This window comes from Rhodospira trueperi, from assembly GCF_900101965.1.
GTDB classification, from domain to species: domain Bacteria; phylum Pseudomonadota; class Alphaproteobacteria; order Rhodospirillales; family Rhodospirillaceae; genus Rhodospira; species Rhodospira trueperi.
This window is the reverse complement of sequence record NZ_FNAP01000027.1, coordinates 1-17671: the sequence shown is the minus strand read 5'-3', so window position 1 is coordinate 17671 and position 17671 is coordinate 1. Positions and strand designations below refer to the sequence as shown.

16 protein-coding genes and 1 tRNA gene are annotated in these 17671 nt (G+C 68.8%); 5 read left to right on the top strand and 12 right to left on the bottom strand.

The genetic code is table 11. The features are described from left to right. The 12 genes from BLS85_RS17890 to carA form a co-directional block, all read right to left on the bottom strand. Positions 1–891, bottom strand: an 891-nt coding sequence (locus tag BLS85_RS17890; RefSeq protein ID WP_143027208.1) for an IS66 family transposase, incomplete at its 3' end; no start/stop codon positions are given. Next, a complete protein-coding gene (locus BLS85_RS17885; RefSeq protein ID WP_092788099.1) occupies positions 866–1402 on the bottom strand; it encodes a DoxX family protein in 537 nt (178 codons plus the stop codon). The genes BLS85_RS17885 and BLS85_RS17890, both read right to left, overlap by 26 nt. Beyond that, positions 1399–2229 (bottom strand): HvfC/BufC N-terminal domain-containing protein, encoded by an 831-nt coding sequence (locus tag BLS85_RS17880; protein ID WP_092788098.1) that lies wholly within the window; start codon positions 2227–2229, stop codon positions 1399–1401. Before BLS85_RS17880 ends, BLS85_RS17885 begins: the two co-directional genes overlap by 4 nt. Next, complete coding sequence (bufB, locus tag BLS85_RS17875; protein WP_092788100.1) at positions 2229–3101, bottom strand: MNIO family bufferin maturase; 873 nt, start codon at positions 3099–3101, stop codon at positions 2229–2231. Before bufB ends, BLS85_RS17880 begins: the two co-directional genes overlap by 1 nt. A gap of 106 nt (positions 3102–3207) precedes the next feature. Continuing rightward, positions 3208–3468 (bottom strand): BufA1 family periplasmic bufferin-type metallophore, encoded by a 261-nt coding sequence (locus BLS85_RS17870; RefSeq protein ID WP_092788097.1) that lies wholly within the window; start codon positions 3466–3468, stop codon positions 3208–3210. Between the two features lie 300 nt (positions 3469–3768). After that, positions 3769–4695 carry an acetylglutamate kinase gene (gene argB, locus BLS85_RS17865; RefSeq protein WP_092788096.1) on the bottom strand — a complete coding sequence of 309 codons (927 nt, stop codon included), beginning with the start codon at positions 4693–4695 and terminating at the stop codon, positions 3769–3771. A 215-nt stretch (positions 4696–4910) separates the two neighbouring features. Beyond that, complete coding sequence (gene yihA / locus BLS85_RS17860; protein WP_092788095.1) at positions 4911–5612, bottom strand: ribosome biogenesis GTP-binding protein YihA/YsxC; 702 nt, start codon at positions 5610–5612, stop codon at positions 4911–4913. 27 nt (positions 5613–5639) lie between these two features. Continuing rightward, the gene (yidC, locus tag BLS85_RS17855) at positions 5640–7445 is read right to left on the bottom strand and encodes a membrane protein insertase YidC (RefSeq protein WP_092788094.1); all 1806 of its coding nucleotides are present in this window, start codon (positions 7443–7445) and stop codon (positions 5640–5642) included. An 87-nt stretch (positions 7446–7532) separates the two neighbouring features. Further along, positions 7533–7865, bottom strand: coding sequence for a membrane protein insertion efficiency factor YidD (gene yidD / locus BLS85_RS17850; protein ID WP_092788093.1), 333 nt, complete (start codon positions 7863–7865; stop codon positions 7533–7535). After that, a complete protein-coding gene (rnpA, locus tag BLS85_RS17845; RefSeq protein WP_092788092.1) occupies positions 7862–8341 on the bottom strand; it encodes a ribonuclease P protein component in 480 nt (159 codons plus the stop codon). Before rnpA ends, yidD begins: the two co-directional genes overlap by 4 nt. A 49-nt stretch (positions 8342–8390) precedes the next feature. Beyond that, the gene (gene rpmH, locus BLS85_RS17840) at positions 8391–8525 is read right to left on the bottom strand and encodes a 50S ribosomal protein L34 (protein WP_092788091.1); all 135 of its coding nucleotides are present in this window, start codon (positions 8523–8525) and stop codon (positions 8391–8393) included. 350 nt (positions 8526–8875) lie between these two features. Then, complete coding sequence (gene carA / locus BLS85_RS17835) at positions 8876–10060, bottom strand: glutamine-hydrolyzing carbamoyl-phosphate synthase small subunit (protein ID WP_092788090.1); 1185 nt, start codon at positions 10058–10060, stop codon at positions 8876–8878. Positions 10061–10313: 253 nt separating this feature from the next. On the opposite strand from carA, the gene BLS85_RS17830 reads away from it, so the two are divergent. From BLS85_RS17830 to BLS85_RS17805, 5 genes are all read left to right on the top strand, one after another. After that, on the top strand, positions 10314–10778 hold the full coding sequence (locus tag BLS85_RS17830) for a GatB/YqeY domain-containing protein (RefSeq protein ID WP_092788089.1): 465 nt from the start codon (positions 10314–10316) through the stop codon (positions 10776–10778). 45 nt (positions 10779–10823) lie between these two features. Further along, positions 10824–12725 carry a DNA primase gene (gene dnaG / locus BLS85_RS17825; protein ID WP_092788088.1) on the top strand — a complete coding sequence of 634 codons (1902 nt, stop codon included), beginning with the start codon at positions 10824–10826 and terminating at the stop codon, positions 12723–12725. Between the two features lie 212 nt (positions 12726–12937). After that, positions 12938–15691 (top strand): RNA polymerase sigma factor RpoD, encoded by a 2754-nt coding sequence (gene rpoD / locus BLS85_RS19550; RefSeq protein WP_245699285.1) that lies wholly within the window; start codon positions 12938–12940, stop codon positions 15689–15691. 100 nt (positions 15692–15791) lie between these two features. Next, positions 15792–15868: transfer RNA gene (locus BLS85_RS17810), tRNA-Ile, on the top strand. A 147-nt stretch (positions 15869–16015) separates the two neighbouring features. After that, positions 16016–17383, top strand: a complete 1368-nt coding sequence (locus BLS85_RS17805) for an amidase (protein WP_092788087.1) — start codon at positions 16016–16018, stop codon at positions 17381–17383. Positions 17384–17671 lie beyond the last annotated feature (288 nt).

Sequence of the window (17671 nt, the reverse complement as noted above, 5' to 3'; positions counted from 1 at the left end):
ATCGGCGAAAAACCGGTCCGGGTGGGCCTGCAGTCGGGCGATGACGGAACCGGCGAGGCCGCGCCGGCGCATGGCGGCGAAGGCCTGATCGTTCAGCACATAGTCGCCGTGCCCGGCCCGCAGAAGCTCGAGGAAATTGAGCCGGCTCTTGGAAACCGTGGTGGCGAAAACAGTGAACGCATCGTTGCCGATCTGGGTGCAGACGCCGTTTCTGCCCTGGTGACGGGCGCCGGTATCGTCCACCGAAATCCACCGTCCGTGGGTCAGGCCCGCCCGCAGAACGTCCCGGGCCTCGGTGACGAACTGGTCGTTTGACGCGATGAGGATGCGCACCACCTGCCGCTGGGAAATCGCCACCCCCAGCCCTTGCAGCATCTCGACCAGGCGGGGCACCGTCGTCTGGCCCTGGTGGTATTGGGCGAGGATGAAGCGCTTGAGCGCGGGACCGAAGTGATCGGTGACCCCATCGGGCAGCGGCGCCAGCATCGTCACGCCGTCCGGAGTGATCCACCGTTCACGGTGATAGCACACCGTGCGGGCCTCGATCCTGAGCTCCTGGACCGTGAACGGCTGGGTGCCCTTGAACCGCGAGCCGGGCGGGACACCATCGACCGCGATCCGCCGCTCCTCGACCACGCCCGACGGCTTTTTCGGCCCGCGCCGCCGCTTCCCCTCGCGCCGGGGCCGTTTGTCCGTTGCCTTGTCCATGCCAGACGGCTTCAAGGGCGGCTTGATGTCCGGCTTGCCCTTCAGACCCTTCAGCCGCGCGATCTCGTCGCGCAACGCCCCGTTCTCCGACACCAGCCGGGCGTTCTCTTCCAGCAGGCCCAGCGTCAACGGCTTCAGCGTCGCCGGATACAGGGCATCAATGTCGAACGGCGGCTTGACCATGCCCGCAGCGAATCACGAACCGCGAGTTCGCGCAACCAAATGTGAGTCGCGACGCAGCCACCGCCCGCACTTCTGCCCCGGTTACCTTCAGCAGGATCAACAGCAGTGCGGAGGCCCACACGGCGTGATCGGGCCAGCTGTTGGGATAGACGAACACCTGAATGACCACCGTCATGCCCAACAGGCCGAGGGCTGACAGCCGCGTGAACAGGCCCAGGATCAGGAGCACGGGAAAGATGTGTTCGGCGGCCGTGGCGATCTGTGCCGCCAGATGCGGCGGCAGCACGGGGACCTTGTATTCATCCTGGAACAGGAAATAGGTGCTGCCGGTGATCTCCCAGCCCGACACCTTGGTCTGACCGGAGCGCCAGAACACGCCGGCGATCCCGACGCGGGCGAACAGCCCCATGACCCAGGCGGGAACGCAGGTGCCGAGGACGGTCAGGCCGGACCAGACACGGGCCAGGGGACCACACGAGCGGCCGGGGGGGGCGGTCTGTTCGGTCGTCATGCGGATGTCTCCGGACGGCTGATGGGGGTGACCGGCGCATCGTCGGACGCGGTGCGCGGGATCGCGATCTCGGTCAGCAGGCCGAGCGACAGAACGCAGGTCAGCGCGGCGGTCAGGTCGAAGTCGGGGTGCGCCCGGGCGGCGGCCTGGGCGGCGGTCTCCAGAGTCTGGCCCATGTCCAGGGCGAGCAGCAGGGACAGCGTGCCCCGGTCGGCCCGGGCCATGAGGACGCGGTCGTCCGGCCGGCACAGCAGGATGGTGACGCCGCCCTCGTCCAGCGAGACGGTTTTGCCGTCGGGCCAGTCGGGCTGGTGCATGGCCCAAACGCGGTCCACCGGCCAATCCGACACCACGAAGCGGAAGGAGGGATGCACGGCGCACCGGGCCATCGGCAGTAGGTGAGGGGGGACGCCGGCCAGGGTCTCGCGCGGCGCCGGACGGGCGTCGGCGGCCTGCAACGCCCCCAGGCGCGCCCATTCCAAGCGGGCCACGTCGGGCAGATAGGGCAGGCTCGCGGCCGGCTCGAAGGTGGCGAGGAAGTCGGCGAAGCCTTCGCCGTGCCGCGACAGGACCGGGGAAGCGGGCGGGGACCGGCGGATGAACGCGCGGGCGGTCTGCGTGAAGAACGCGTCGCCGACCAGGGCCTTGACCACCGGGAAGTTGGCGCCCAGCGCCTCCGTCAGGGTGATGAGCGCGTTGTTGCGGTGGATTCCCAGGCGCTGTTCCGGGGTCAGGCCGGCGCCGTCGATCAGCGCCGCCAGCGTCGGGTCGTCGTCGCCCAGCACGGCGCCGCCGAAGGCGCGTTGGACCTCCGCCAGGGTCGCCATCAATCCCTCCCGAGCGCGGTGGCCAGGATGTCGCGCACCCGGCTGGCCTCGGCAGCCAACTCGGGCCAGGGCGGCAGGTTGCTGTCCCGCTCAATCAGGGTGGGGCGCGGCCCGGTGGACGCGAGCGCACGGCCGTAGAGGGCCAGCACCGCCTCGCTGACCGCGCTGCCGTGGTCGTCGATGCGCAGTTCAACCCCGTCCACATGGCGCACGGCGTGCCCGGCCAGATGGATTTCCCCGACGGTGTCGAGGGGCAGGGCCTCCAGATAGCCCACCGGGTCGAAGTCCAGGTTGACGGCGCTGACGACAATGTTGTTGACGTCCAGCAGCAGGCCGCAGCCGGTGCGTTCGGTCAGGGCGGTCAGGAACTCTGTTTCCGACATGTCCCCGATCCGGAAGGCGAAGTAGCGCGAGGGGTTCTCGACCAGGATCGGGCGCCCGAGCGCCTCCTGGGTCTGGTCCACATGGCGCGCGACCAGGGACAGGGCTTCCTCGGTGTAGGGCACGGGCAGCAGATCGTTGAGGAAAGCGCCGGTGGTGCCGCACCACGCCAGATGCTCGCTCACCAGGGCCGGCCGGTAGCGGTCCACGACGGCCGCCAGCTGCGCCAGATGCGCGCCGTCCAGATCCTCGGCGCCGCCCAGCGACAGGCCCACCCCGTGGACGGACAGGGGAAAATCGCGGCGCACCCGCTCCAGGTCGTGGTGACGTGGCCCGCCATCGTGCATGTAGTTCTCGGCGTGGACCTCGACCCAGGCGACGGCGCCGGGGTCGGCCAGCAGGGCCTCGACGTGATCGGATTTCAGTCCGACACCGACGGAGGCGGCGGGAACGGGCGAGTCCGCCGGGGGCGGGCGCGAGGACCCGGACATGACGACCTCCGTTGCTGTCGACAGGAAGAAACCCAAGGGCAGGGCGGCGGCGCCACGCGGCGAATGGGCCCCGCCCATCCGCCGGCGGCACGCGCCCGGGTGCGGATCAGGACTCCTTCGGCTCCAGGCTGCCGCCCACGAGCTTCTCGCAGGTGCCTTCCGGCAGCGCGATGAACGCGTGGCCGTCGCCGTCCATCGTGGACGAACCGGCGCAGGAGGAGTTCGCCGTCTGGCAATCGTTGTGGCCCGCCTTGGCGACGCCGTAGCACTTTTCCATGTCGGCGGCGGATGCCCCGGTGGGCGCGGCCATGGCCAGGGCGGCGGTCATGGCGGCGGCGATGATGGTGGAGGTTTCGGTGATCTTCATGACGCTGGTCTCCGTGTTCGAGGACGGGGGCGAAGCCCCGTTGATGTGAAATCCTCAGTGTCTCTGTTGGGCTGTCCGGTTGTGCTTGGATGAAACCGGTTCCGCCCCTGTGGCCGCGAACGCCATGCGCCGCCGTCCACACTCTGAATTTAGTTGAGCGCGGTACTCGGGCAAAATGCCGATGCGACATGATTTCGATAACCGCCGGGTATGACCGGGACGCATGACGCTAGGCGCGGGCGCGGTTCGCCCGCGGTTCCAGTGCATCGCGGATTCAGCGGTGATCGGGCGCCGGTGGGGTCAGCGGGCGCGGATCAGGGTACCGGCGCCGTGCGGCGTGAACAGCTCCAGCAGGATGGCGTGGGGCACCCGGCCGTCCAGGATCACCGCCGCCTCGACCCCGTCCTCAACCGCCTTCAGGCAGGTTTCGACCTTGGGGATCATGCCGCCGGAGATGGTGCCCTCGGCGATGCCGGAATGGGCCTCGCCGGTCATCATTTCGTCGACCAGAACGCCGTTTGCGTCCAGCACGCCCTTGACGTCGGTCAGCATCAACAGGCGGCGCGCGCCCACGGCGGCGGCAATGGCGCCGGCCGCCGTGTCGGCGTTGATGTTGAAGGTCTCGCCGTCTTCCCCCTGGCCGATGGGCGCGATCACCGGGATGACGTCCGAGCCCTCGAAGTAGTTCAGGACGTGCGGCTGAATCTCGGTCGGCTCGCCGACGAATCCCAGGTCCAGCAGTTTCTCGATGTTGCTGTCCGGGTCCTTGCGGGCGCGGCGCAGCTTGGCGGCGCGGATCATGTGGCCGTCCTTGCCGGACAGGCCAATCGCGAAGCCGCCGGCCTGGGTGATGGCGGTCACGATCTCTTTGTTGATGGAGCCGGACAGGACCATCTCGACGATGTCCACCGTGGCCCGGTCGGTCACCCGCAGCCCGTCCACGAACTCCGACTGGATTTTCAGGCGCTCCAGCATCTTCTGGATTTGCGGGCCGCCGCCGTGGACGACCACCGGATTGATGCCGACCTGCTTGAGCAGCACCACGTCGCGGGCGAACAGGCTGGACAGGTGGGCGTCCCCCATGGCGTGGCCGCCGTACTTGATGACCACCGTCTCGCCGGAGAAGCGGCGCATGTAGGGCAGCGCCTCCGACAGCGTGCGGGCCTTCTCCAGCCAGATCTGGCGCAGCGCCTCCTTGTCCTCGCCGATGCCGTCGTGGCCGCCCATGCCTGTATCCCCCGTTTCGATCCGACTGTCGTCATGCCGGTCTCCGAAAAGGCTGAACTTTTCGGAGACCGGCCGGCGCGACCGCGCCGACGCCGCGAAGCGGCGGAGCCGCGCGCCCCGAGGGGGCGCTGCGGCGAGAATAACAAAGACTCAACCACACCGGTTTAACGTCGTGACCCCAGGGCCAATGCCGTCAATCCGATCGCCGGCCGGTATCACCCGCCGCCACCGGGTGCCGGCGCGGCGATGTCGGTCAGCGCCGCGCGCAACTCCGGGATGCCGGCCCCGGTGCGCGCGCTGGTCGCCATCACCTCCGGATGGGCCGCGACATGACGGGCCAGCCCCGCCATGGTCGCCGCCTGGATGTCGGCAAGCGCTTTCATGCCCGGCTTGTCGGCCTTGGTCAACACCACCTGATAGTTCACGGCGGCGGCGTCCAGCATGCTCATGACGGTGCGGTCGATGCCTTTCAGGCCGTGGCGCGCGTCCACCAACAGCAAGACCCTGCGCAGCGGCGGACGGCCCTTCAGGTAGGCGTTCACCAGTCGGGTCCAGGCGTCGACCTTGGCCTTGGGCGCACGGGCGAAGCCGTGCCCCGGCAGATCGGCCAGCATCAGGCGCGGCTGGGCCTCCGGCCCCAGGGTGAACAGGTTGATTTCCTGGGTGCGGCCCGGGGTGTTGGAGGTGCGGGCCAGCGTGTTGCGCCCCGTCAGGGCGTTCACCAGGCTGGACTTGCCGACGTTGGAGCGGCCGCAGAACGCTATTTCCGGCAGGTCGGAGGGCGGCAGCCCCGACAGGTCGGCCACCCCGCGCAGAAAGGCGCACGGCTGGGCGAACAGCACCCGGCCGGCCTCCAGGCGGGCGGTCGCCGCGGAGTCGGCGGCGTCGTCCGACCCGGGCTCAGCGTCCCCGGCCATCACCACTCGCCCAGGCGCGCGCCCCCCTCACGGATTCACCTTCGCGCCGACGCGCTTCATGATGAACCACTGCTGGGCCATGGACAGGATATTGTTCAGGGTCCAGTAGATCACCAGTCCGGCGGCGAACCGCGCCAGGATGAAGGTGAACAGGATCGGCAGCATGGCCATGATGCGGGCCTGCGTCGGATCGGGCGGCGCCGGGTTCAGCTTCTGCTGCAGGAACATCGACGCACCCATGATGAGCGGCCAGATGCCGATGTGCAGGATGTCGGGCGTGTTCCATGGGATCAGCCCGAACAGCGTGAATATATTGGTCGGGTCCGGCGCGGATAGGTCCTGGATCCAGCCGTAGAACGGCGCGTGCCGCATTTCGATGGACACGAACAGCACCTTGTAGAGGGCGAAGAACACCGGGATCTGGATCAGGATCGGCATGCAGCCCGACAGCGGGTTGACGCCCTCCCGTTGATACAGGCCCATGATTTCCTGCTGCGCGCGCGGCTTGTCGTCCTTGAAGCGCTCCTGAATCTTTTTCAGTTCAGGCTGCATCTTCTTCATTTTGGACATGGACGTATAGGCCTTGTTGGCCAACGGAAAGAAGGCCAGCTTCAGCAGAATGACAAAGGCGATGATGGCGAGGCCATAGTTGCCGAGCAGGTCTTCCAGCCACAGAAGGGAGTAAAAGAACGGCTTGGTCATGAAGTAGAACCAGCCGAAATCGATAGCCAGATCGAAATTGGTGATTCCGTACTCATCCGCGTAGCCGTCGAGCAACTGTACCTTCTTGGCGCCGGCGAACAGGCGGTTCGTCGTCTCCGCGATACCGCCCGGGGCCAGCGTCTGCCCGCTCAGCCGGTAATCCACCTGGAAGCGCTCGCGACCGTCCGTGACATGGCGGACGAACCGGGCGTTGGCCTCGCGCTCCTGGTCGAAGGCCAGCGCCGCCAGCCAGTACTTGTCGGTGATCCCGATCCAGCCGCCCGTCGTGGTGTGGGTCTGGGTCTGCTCGTCCTCCAGGTCGCCGTAGTTCACCTCGGTCAGGGTGCCGTCGAAGACGCCCAGCGGCCCCTCGTGCAGAATCCAGATGCCCGTGGTCGCCGGCCGGTCGGTGCGCGACACCAGGCCGTAGGGGAACAGCGCCAACGTCTCGTCGCCGGTGTTCTCGACGCGCTGGGTGACGGTGAACAGGAAGTGTTCGTCCACGGCGACCGTGCGGGTGAAGCGCAGTCCGGCCCCATTGTCCCAGGTCAGCGTGACCGGCTGGCCGACGCGCAGGGTGTCCGACGAGGCCGCCCACGGCGTGTCGGGTCCCGGCATGGGCATGTTGATGGTCGCGCCGGACGCCGTGGTGGCCACCCAGCCGAACTCGGCGTAGTACGGGTCGGGCGCGCCGGCCGGCGAGAACAGGTGGATCGGCGGGCTGTCCTCGTCCAGTGACTCGCGGTATTCGGTCAGGATCAGGTCGTCCAGGCGGGCGCCCTTCAGGCGGATCGACCCCTGAAGCTCGGCCGTGTCGATGGTCACGCGTCCGCCTTCGGTCGCGGCCAGAACCTCGGCGCGGCTGGCCGTCTCGGCGGGCGGGATCGCGCCCGGCACGCTTGGAGTCCCGGGCGCGGGGGGCAGGCCGGCCTCGGTTCCGCCCGGAGCCTGCGGAGCCGTGCCCGGTGCGATGGCCGCGCCCGAGCCGTCGGTTCCGGGGCCGCCCGCGTCCGCCATTTCCGTCTGTTCGACGGGTGGCGGCGGGAACACGGCCCGCCACACGAACTCGAACCCGAGCAAGACGAGGATGGAAAGCAAGACCGCGAGGATCAGGTTGCGCTGTTCGGCCATGGGTCCTTGTCCGTAAGACGATCCGTCCGGCATCGGGCCAGACGGGCAGGCGGGCGCGCCAACCTGGACACGCCGCGCGGTGTCAGATCATGAAGCGGGGTCGGAGGGCGGATCGCCAAGCCTGTCGGCTGCTCCGGCCCGGGCCGGATCCTCCGCGTTGGTGCGGGGGCTCCGGGGCGCGGGGACGGGATCGTATCCCATGCCGCCCCACGGATGGCAACGAAGAATCCGTTTCAGGGACAGCCAGCCCCCGGCCAGAACGCCATGCCGCTCGATGGCTTCCATGGCGTAGGACGAACAGGTCGGCAGGAAGCGGCAGTTCTGGCCCAGGTAGGGCGAGAGCACGAGCTGATAGCCCCGGATCAGCAGACGAAGGGCATGACGCGGCCAGTGTCCCACTGGGGGCAGGCGTGCCGTCATGACGAGGGCCTCCGGGTGCCGTGCCGCCGACCGCCGCCACCACGACCGCCGCGCCCGCCTCCGGACGCCAACCGGTCCAGTGCCGTGTGCATGTCGGCGAGGAGCCGCGCGAAGTCCAGGTCCTTGGTGTCGCGCCGGCCGATGAGAACGTAGTCCCATCCGGGGCGCGCGACGGTGGGGAACACTTCATCGGCGGCGGCCCGCAGGCGCCGTCTGGCGCGGTTGCGGATGACGGCCTTGCCGACCTTGCGGCTGACGGTGAATCCAAGACGGGGCGCCGGCAGTGTCGCGGCGTCGGCGTTTGCTGGCGCGCCGCGCGTGGCCGGATTCGGCGCCGCCTGCAGAATGAACCCCGGTGTCACCCACTTGGTGCGGGCGCCGGCCACACGCAGGAAGTCGCCCCGGCGCTTGAGCCGGACGACGGGGCGCCGGTCCAGACCGGCTGCGGGCACGTCTTGGGACTGTGGCGCGCTCATGACTGCCGTTCGGACCCCGTGTCGCGGTTTCCGCCGAGTCTTCCGATCGTCAGGCGGACAGGCGCTTGCGTCCCCGTGCGCGGCGGTTGGCCAGGACGCGCCGGCCACCGACGGTGGCGCTACGGGCGCGGAATCCATGCCGCCGCTTGCGGACGAGCTTACTGGGCTGATAGGTGCGTTTCACGGCGGGATCTCCGTCGGCCAGGGCATCAATGAAGGAAAGGGCGGGTTTATACTGAGACCCCCGGGATGTGTCAACGACGCTGCGCGCGGGTCTTAGGGCAATCGGGTGAAAGGGTGTGTGCTCGCGAAGACGCGGGGGATCGTGTGCCTTGTGGCGGAACGCCCGACCATCTTTTGTTAAGGTAGGGCGAATTCGACCCGCGAAGCGGGGCGTTCCGCCGCTTGCCGGAGATGCGGCGGGTTGCGCCTTCGGCGCGAACCCACCCTACGGCGTCTCGCATTTCGTCAACAGTGCAATCACCCGATTGCCCTGTCGTGGGTCTGCGGCGCCTGCGACGCGGCGTCACGGCGCTATGCCTTGCTCTCCTCGATGGTCTTCATGAACCGGGCAAACAGGTACTGGCTGTCCTGGGGGCCGGGCGAGGCCTCCGGGTGGTACTGCACCGAGAACACCGGCTTGCCCTCGACGGCCAGCCCCTCGACCGTGCCGTCGAACAGCGAGGTGTGCGTCTCCACCACGCCCGGTGGCAGGCTCGCGCGGTCCACCCCGAAGCCGTGGTTCTGACTGGTGATCTCCACCTTGCCGGTGGTGTGGTCCTTGACCGGGTGGTTGGCGCCGCGGTGGCCGATGTCCATCTTGTAGGTCTTCGCCCCCAGCGCCAGCGCCAGAATCTGGTGCCCCAGGCAGATGCCGAAAACCGGCTTTCCGCTTGCCACCAGCTTTTGCACCACCGGCACGGCATAGGTTCCGGTGGCCGCCGGATCGCCCGGGCCGTTGGACAGAAAGATGCCGTCCGGCCTGTGGTTCATGATGGCCTCGACATCCGCGCTGGCCGGGACCACGGTGACACGGCAGCCATGCGAGGCCAGCGAGCGCAGGATGTTGCGCTTGGCGCCGTAGTCCACGGCGACGACGTGGAAGCGCGGCGTGTCCTGGGTGCCGTAGCCGTGGGCGAGGCTCCAGCGCGTCTCGTCCCAGCCGTAGGTCTGGGTGCAGGTGACGTCCTTGGCGAGGTCCAGGCCCTCCAGGCTGGGCCAGCCGGCGGCGCGGGTCTTCAGGCCGTCCAGATCGAACAGCCCGTCCGGCGCGTGGACGATGAGTCCGTTGGGGGCGCCGACATCCCGGATGCGCCGGGTCAGGCGCCGGGTGTCCACGCCGGTCATGCCCACCAGCCCGTGGCTCTTCAGCCAGGCGTCGAGGTGCTGGGCGGCGCGCCAGTTCGAGGGTTCGGTGATGTCGGCGCGCAGGATGCAGCCCCGGGCGGCGGGGGTAACGGACTCGATGTCCTCGGGATTGGTGCCGACGTTGCCGATGTGCGGGAAGGTGAAGGTGAGGATCTGCCCGGCATAGGAGGGATCGGTCATCACCTCCTGATATCCGCTCATGCCGGTGTTGAACACCACCTCGCCGCCGGCCTCGCCCACGGCGCCGACCCCGCGTCCCCACAGGACCGTTCCGTCGGCCAGGATCAGGGCGGCGGTGGCACCGGCGGGTCCCCGGGTGGGGCCGCCGTCTTGCGCGGAGGGCGAGGGCATGCGTGACTGTCCGGTTGCGGATGGAGACGAGGAAGAAAGCGCGGACGATCCGGAACTCCGGGGCCGCTGGGCGGTTGATACGGGGATCGGCGTGGCCAAGTCAACACGCCCCCCACCGTTCGGGGCCTGGACGCCGGATCGGCGCGTGAAGGCGTTTGACAGCGGGCGGCTTTCTCCTTACCCCCGCCGGTACCGATGTGTGGCGCGCGCGCCGGGTCCGCGCGCCGCCAGTCCGTCTGGAGGACGCTGTTGGATGCTGCGTGACCGATTGAACGAGGACCTCAAGATCGCGGTGCGCAACAAGGATCAGCGGGCCGTCAGCACCATTCGCCTGATTCTGGCCGCGCTGAAGGACCGAGACATCAGCGCCCGTGAGCGTGGCGAGTCCGTCGCGGAGACCGAGATCCTGACCATGCTGCAGAGCATGATCAAGCAGCGCCGTGACAGCATCGCGTTGTATGAGCAGGGATGCCGCATGGATCTGGCAGAGCAGGAGCAGGAGGAACTGGAGATCATCCAGTCGTTCCTGCCGCACCAGATGACGCCGCACGAGATCGATTCGGCGGTCGAGTCGGTGATCGGGGAGGTCGCCGAAGACCAGGCGAGGGCGGTCGGCCTGAAGGACATGGGCCGGGTCATGGCCACCCTGCGTGACCGCTACGCCGGACGCATGGATTTCGCCCAGGCCAGTATGATCGCCAAGGCACGGCTGGCGTAGCGGCGCCGGGCGCGTGTCGGTGATCCGCCGTTCGGGACCCTGATTATGGCACTGCCGAACCGGTTTCTCGATGAACTCAAGGCCCGCGTGCCGCTGGCCACGGTGATCGGCCGGCGCGTGCGGTTGATCCGCAACGGGCGCCAGTATAAGGCGTGCTGCCCGTTCCACAACGAAAAGACGCCGAGCTTTCACGTCTACGACGATCACTACCATTGTTATGGCTGCGGGGCGCACGGCGACATCATCTCCTTCGAGATGGCGGCGGCCGGCCTGTCTTTCATGGAGGCGGTCGAAGCCCTGGCCGCAGAGGCGGGCCTTGAGGTTCCCAAGCCCGATCCCGCCACCCGCGAGCGGGAACAACGCGCCGCTGGTCTGTCGGATGTGGTCGAGGCCGCCTGCGCCGTGTTTGAACAGCGTCTGAGGCTGCCGGAGGGACGTGACGCGCTGGCCTATCTTCACCGACGTGGCCTTGACGACGCGACCATTGCCTGCTTCCGGCTCGGCTATGCCCCGCCCGGAAACGCGTTGCGGGCGCACCTGCGGCGCGCGGGCATGGACGTGGACGACGACACCCTGGTCGAGGCGGGCCTGCTCGGGCGGCCGGACGATGGCCGTTCGCCCTACGATGTCATGCGCGACCGGGTGGTGTTTCCCATCCGCGACCGCAAGGGCGCGGTCGTCTCGTTCGGCGGCCGGGTGCTCGGTGACGCCAAGCCGAAGTACCTCAACGGTCCCGAGTCGCCCCTGTTCCACAAGAGCCGGGCGCTGTACGGGCTGTTCGAGGCCCGGGAGGCGATCCGCGAGACCGGCGAGGTCATCGTCGCCGAGGGTTACATGGACGTCATCGCCCTGTCGGCGGCGGGCTTTGCCCAGGTGGTGGCGCCCCTGGGTACGGCCCTGACCGAGGCCCAGATCGAGATGCTGTGGGTCCACGCGGCGGAGCCGGTGCTGTGCTTCGACGGCGACTCGGCCGGTCAGCGCGCCGCCATGCGTGCCCTGGAACGCGCCCTGCCGCTGCTGGGGCCGGGGCGCAGCCTGCGCTTCGCGCTGCTGCCGGCGGGGCTCGACCCGGACGACCTGATCCGGGAACGCGGGGCCGGGGCGATGCGGTCGGTGCTGGATGGCGCCCTGCCCATGATCGAGCTGTGCTGGCGCATGATGCGGGCGCGCCATCGCATGGATACGCCGGAACGCCGCGCGGCGCTGGAGCGCGAGATCGACCAGGCGGTGCAGGCCATCGCCGATCGGAGCGTGGCGCAGCAATACCGGGGCGCCCTGCGGGACCGCTTCTGGGGCGAGATTCGCCGGGCGAGGGGGCAGGGCGGGGGAGGGAGCGCGGGCACGCGCCGACAGCGGGCGCCGCGTTTGCCGGTGTCCCCTTCGGCATCCGCGCCGGCTCTGGCCGCGAGCCCGGCCGGGGCGTTGCCGGCCCGGCGTATGCAGGAACGCCTGCTTCTCGCCGTCGTCCTCAATCATCCCGGTCTTCTGGACCAAGTCGCGGAGCGGTTGGGGTCCCTGGATGTGCTCGAGTCCGACGTGTCGACTGTGCGCGAGGAACTGCTTTCTGTATACGAGTCACGACTCCACGATGCCGAGTCGCTTGACAGGGATGCCATCCTGAACCATCTCAGGTCGGCCGGACTGGAGGCGGCCCTGAACCGTCTGCTGGAGGCGGACGCGCGGATGCACCCGGATTTCGTTCGCCCACAGGCGGATGCGGGCGCCGTGTCGCGGGGGTGGGAGGAGTTGTTTGCCCTCCACGGTCGGGCGGCCCTGGACATGGATCTGCGCGCCGCGGAGGAGCGATTCGCCAACGAGATGACCGACGACGCCCTGGCCCGTCTGATGGCGCTGAGGGCGGCGCGGGACAGTCTGGTGGATCCAGCGGAGCCCGGGGCGTTCGGCGGGGAGAGTGGCGGCGAGGGCACGACCGGGACCGGGTTCTGACGACGGGGCCGGCCGGGAAAGGCATTTTTTGGAATGGGCGGGCGGGTTTCGCTTCGGACCGATAGATCCAACATGACGATCTTGGCCCGGGCGCGTTGGAATGGGTGGCACCGGATCAGGGGTGCGCGTGGGTGGAGCGGCGACGCGTGCGGCTGGAGACAGGGCCGGTTCGGGTGATCGGCCGGCCATCGGGACAGTGGAGCGGAGTGAGGATGGCGACCAAGGCGGCGACGGCGGAAGCGCGGGAATCCACGGAAGAAGGCGGTGAAGGACCCCTGCTGGACACGATGAATGCGGCCGTCAAGAAGATGGTGCAGCGCGGCAAGGAGCGGGGTTACGTTACCTATGACGAGTTGAATCAGGCGCTGCCGCCCGATGACGTGTCCTCCGAGCAGATCGAGGATACCATGGCGATGCTCTCCGAGATGGGCGTCAACGTGGTCGATTCGGAGGAGGCCGAGTCCGAATCCGCCGAAGCGGCGGAACCCGCCGAGCCCGTGGCCACCGGCAACATCAACGAAGACGACATGGGGCGGACGGACGATCCCGTGCGTATGTACCTGCGCGAGATGGGGTCGGTCGAACTGTTGTCCCGCGAGGGCGAAATCGCCATCGCCAAGCGCATCGAGGCCGGCCGGGAAATGATGATCGGCGGCATCTGCGAAAGCCCGCTGACCATTCGCGCGCTGCTGAAGTGGCATGATGATCTTGTCGCCGGGCGCATGCTGCTGCGGGAGATCATCGACGTCGAACAGACCCATAGCCGCAGCACGGTCCTGTATGCCGGTCTCGCCGGATGCGTTGGCCTGCGCCTGTTCGAATGCCTGCGCGAGGTCGGCCGCAAAGTCTCGGAACTCGACGGCAACGCCCGCATCATCGTGCAGCCCCTGGCCCTGCGGGTGCGCGACGAGGACGGCGCGGCCCTGAAGGCGGCGCGCAAGAAGTACATGGACGTCTGTCGGCCCCAGCGGGCCCGACCGGTCGAGTCGGAGTCCCTGACGACGCCGATGTCCTGGGCCGGGTTCACCTTCTGGCCGGAGGTGCGCGGCGACGACGAGGCCTTTGTCCGCGCCCAGTTCCTGCTGCATTTGGCGCGGGTGGCACAGTCCAATCCGGACGAGGCCCAGGTCTACGCCGAGGCCTACGGCGAGGCCCTGCACCTGACCGCCGATGCCCTGGGCATGCCTTGGCTTCATCGGGCCTTTTCCGCGGCGGTTGACGACGGCCTGAGCGGGGCCGCCGAGAGCGGTGCGGAGCCGCACGCGTGGAAGGCGGTGACCGACGCCCTGGCACAGTGCGCGACCGCGTATCCCGTCCTCGACGGTGAGTGGCCCGTGCCGGACGCGTGGTCGCACGACCTGACCCTGGCCGGTGTCGCCGATCAGTTCCGCGAGATCATCGAACGGTTCCCGGCGGCCGAGGTCGGCTCCACGTCCGAGCGGGCGCGGTTCGTCGATCTGAACGCGAACGCCCTGATCGAGGCCATCGGCGCTGGGCGCTGGGACGAGGTGTTCAGCGTGGTCGGCGAGTGCTTCCTGGGTGGTCTGTACAAGCTTCAGGATCCGACGGAGTCGGCTCAGGACTCGGGCTCGTCCAAGGCCGATGACGCCATCGGCGACGAGGAGGGCGGCGACGACGACCTCAACGACTCCGACGGGGACCAGGATGGCGACAACGGCAACGGTGGCGATGAGGCCGGCGTGTCTTTGGCGGCCATGGAAGAAGAGTTGAAGCCCGAGGTCATCGCTACCTTTGAGAAGATCGCCAGCACCTACGAGCGCCTCAAGAAGGTGCAGGACCAGCGGCTCGGTCGCCTTCAGAAGGGTGACGCGGTCGCGGCCGCCACCGAAAAACGCTACACAAAGTTGCGCCAAGAGCTGATCGACCTGATGGAGGACGTTCACCTCAACAGCGCCCGCATTGATCAACTGGTCGAACAGCTCAACGACCACAGTCGGCGCCTGATGACGCTGGAAGGCAAGCTGTTGCGGCTGGCGGAGCGCGCCAAGATTAAGCGGCCGGAGTTCCTGGTGGCGTATCAGGGCCGCGAACTCGACCCGACGTGGCTGGACGAGGCGCGGGAGAACCCGGCCAAGCCGTGGCGCGACTTCGCGGCTCGCTTCGAGACCGACATCGTCACCCTGCGCACCGGCATCGCCCAGGTCTCCGAGGCGTCCGGCCTGCCCATCGCCGAGTTCCGCCGGGTCGTCCAGACGGTCCAGAAGGGCGAGCGCGAGGCCACCATGGCCAAGAAGGAGATGATCGAGGCCAACCTGCGGCTCGTCATCTCCATCGCCAAGAAGTACACCAATCGCGGCCTGCAGTTCCTGGACCTGATCCAGGAGGGCAACATCGGCCTGATGAAGGCCGTCGATAAGTTCGAGTACCGGCGCGGCTACAAGTTCTCCACCTACGCGACGTGGTGGATCCGGCAGGCCATCACGCGCTCGATCGCCGATCAGGCGCGGACCATCCGCATCCCGGTCCACATGATCGAGACCATCAACAAGCTGGTGCGCACCAGTCGCCAGATGCTGCACGAGATCGGCCGCGAACCGACGCCGGAGGAACTGGCCGAGAAGCTCCAGATGCCGCTGGAGAAGGTGCGCAAGGTCCTGAAGATCGCCAAGGAGCCGATCAGCCTGGAAACGCCCATCGGCGACGAAGAGGACAGCCACCTCGGCGACTTCATCGAGGACAAGAACGCCGTCCAGCCGCTCGACGCCGCCATCAACGCGAACCTGCGCGAGACCTGCACCCGCGTGCTGGCCAGCCTGACCCCGCGCGAAGAGCGCGTGCTGCGCATGCGCTTCGGCATCGGCATGAACACCGACCATACCCTGGAGGAGGTCGGCCAGCAGTTCAGCGTGACCCGCGAGCGCATCCGCCAGATCGAGGCCAAGGCGCTGCGCAAGCTGAAGCACCCCAGCCGGTCGCGCAAGCTGCGCAGCTTCCTGGACAGTTGAGGGCGGTCCCGGCGGGCGGGCGCCGGGTATTCCGGCTCTTGACCGGGCCGGGCGGCTCGCTAGAGTCTCGCCTCTCCCGGGAGCCCGCCGGGCACGGCCCGGGCCCGTAGCTCAATTGGTTAGAGCCGGCCGCTCATAACGGTCTGGTTGCAGGTTCGAGTCCTGCCGGGCCCACCATTTTTCTTTGCACCGTGCCGCCCGCCAACCCAAGGTGCTGGGTCCGGTTCGAGGCTTCGCTTCTCCCCTTCATGGCCTTCCCTTTCTTTCGCCCGTGGCCACGAGTATCCTGGCCGTCCCCGACACGGCGAAAGGACCTCAGCGGACGTGACGGACCGGACACCAACCCTGGGCGCCCTGGCGCGCGCCCTTGACAGTGGAGAGACCACCAGTCGGACCCTGGTCGAGAACTGTCTGGAGCGCATCGCCGATCCCGCCGGAGAGGGGCCGCGGGTCTACCTGACAACGCACGTGGCGGCGGCGCGGGCGGCGGCCGACGCGGTCGACCGGATGCGCGCGGCCGGTCTGGCGCCGCATCCGCTGGCCGGGGTGGCGATCTCGGTGAAGGATCTGTTCGACGAGGCCGCTCAGGTCACCACGGCGGGTTCGCGGGTGCTGGCCGACGCCGCGCCGGCCGGGCGGGACGCCGTGGCCGTGGCGCGCCTGCGGGCCGCTGGACTGGTGGTGCTGGGGCGCACCAACATGAGTGAGTTTGCCTTTTCCGGCGTCGGTCTCAATCCGCACCACGGGACGCCGCGCAACCCCTGGGACCGCGCCACGGGCCGCATTCCGGGCGGCTCGTCCTCCGGGGCGGCGGTGTCTGTCGCCGATGGCATGGCCCATGCCGCCCTGGGAACCGACACCGGTGGGTCGTGCCGCATTCCGGCCGCGCTGTGCGGTGTGACGGGCTTCAAGCCGACCGCGCGTCGGGTGCCGACACGGGGTGTGTTTCCGCTCTCGCCGACGCTGGATTCGGTGGGGCCGCTGGGTCGGTCGGTGGACTGTTGCGCCCGGCTCGACGCCATCCTGAGCGGTCGGGCCGAGGACGGCGGCGCGGCGCCGGTGGAGGTCGCCGGGCTGCGCCTGGGCGCGCCGCCGACGACCGTTCTGGAGGATCTGGACGAGTCGGTGGCCCGGGCCTTTGATCGCGCGCTGGGCCGGCTCTCGGCGGCCGGGGCGCGCATCGACACCCGGCCGCTGCCGATGCTGCGGGAGGCGGCCGGCATTCATGCCGGAGGCGGCATCGTGGTGGCCGAGGCCTTCGCCATGCACCGGGGCCGTCTGGCCGTGGCCGGCGACGCCTATGATCCGCGCGTGCGCCAGCGTATCGAGGCTGGCGCCGCCATGGGAGCCGCCGATCTGGTGGATGTGCTGCGCGCACGCGCCGATTTGGGGGGCCGCTTTCACGCCGCATTGGCGCCGTTCGATGCCATGGTGTGGCCGACCGCGCCGATGGTCGCGCCGCCGCTGGACGCGGTGCGCGCCGACGCCGATTTCAGGCGGATCAACATGCGTCTGCTGCGCAACACGGCCATCGTCAATGCCATGGATGCCTGCGCCGTTTCCCTGCCTTGCCATGAGCCCGGCACGGCGCCGGTGGGCCTGATGGTGACCGGCGGCCACGGCGCGGATCGACGAACGCTGTCGGTGGCTGCGGCCATCGAGGCGGTGGTGGCATCGGAAGGCCCGCCCTGACCGGATCGCCTGAAAGCGGAATTCTCGGCGCTCGGCCCGAAAATCCTTGCGTTTCCGCGTCTCTGATCCTATACAGGTGGGTCCCGGCTCAGGGGGAGCGCGCGGCGGCTGTGCCGACGGCGATGTCTCCGGGGGGCGGGGCGAAAGAAAAGTGAAAAAAACTGTTGACCGGGTTTGGCTGTGTGAGTAGAACCCGGGCTCCCGACGCGGACGGGGCGGCCCAGCGGGGTTCGCGGCGCGGTGTCGGGGATCAGTCAGAGGGACGGGCGACCCGGGGTGCTGGGCCGA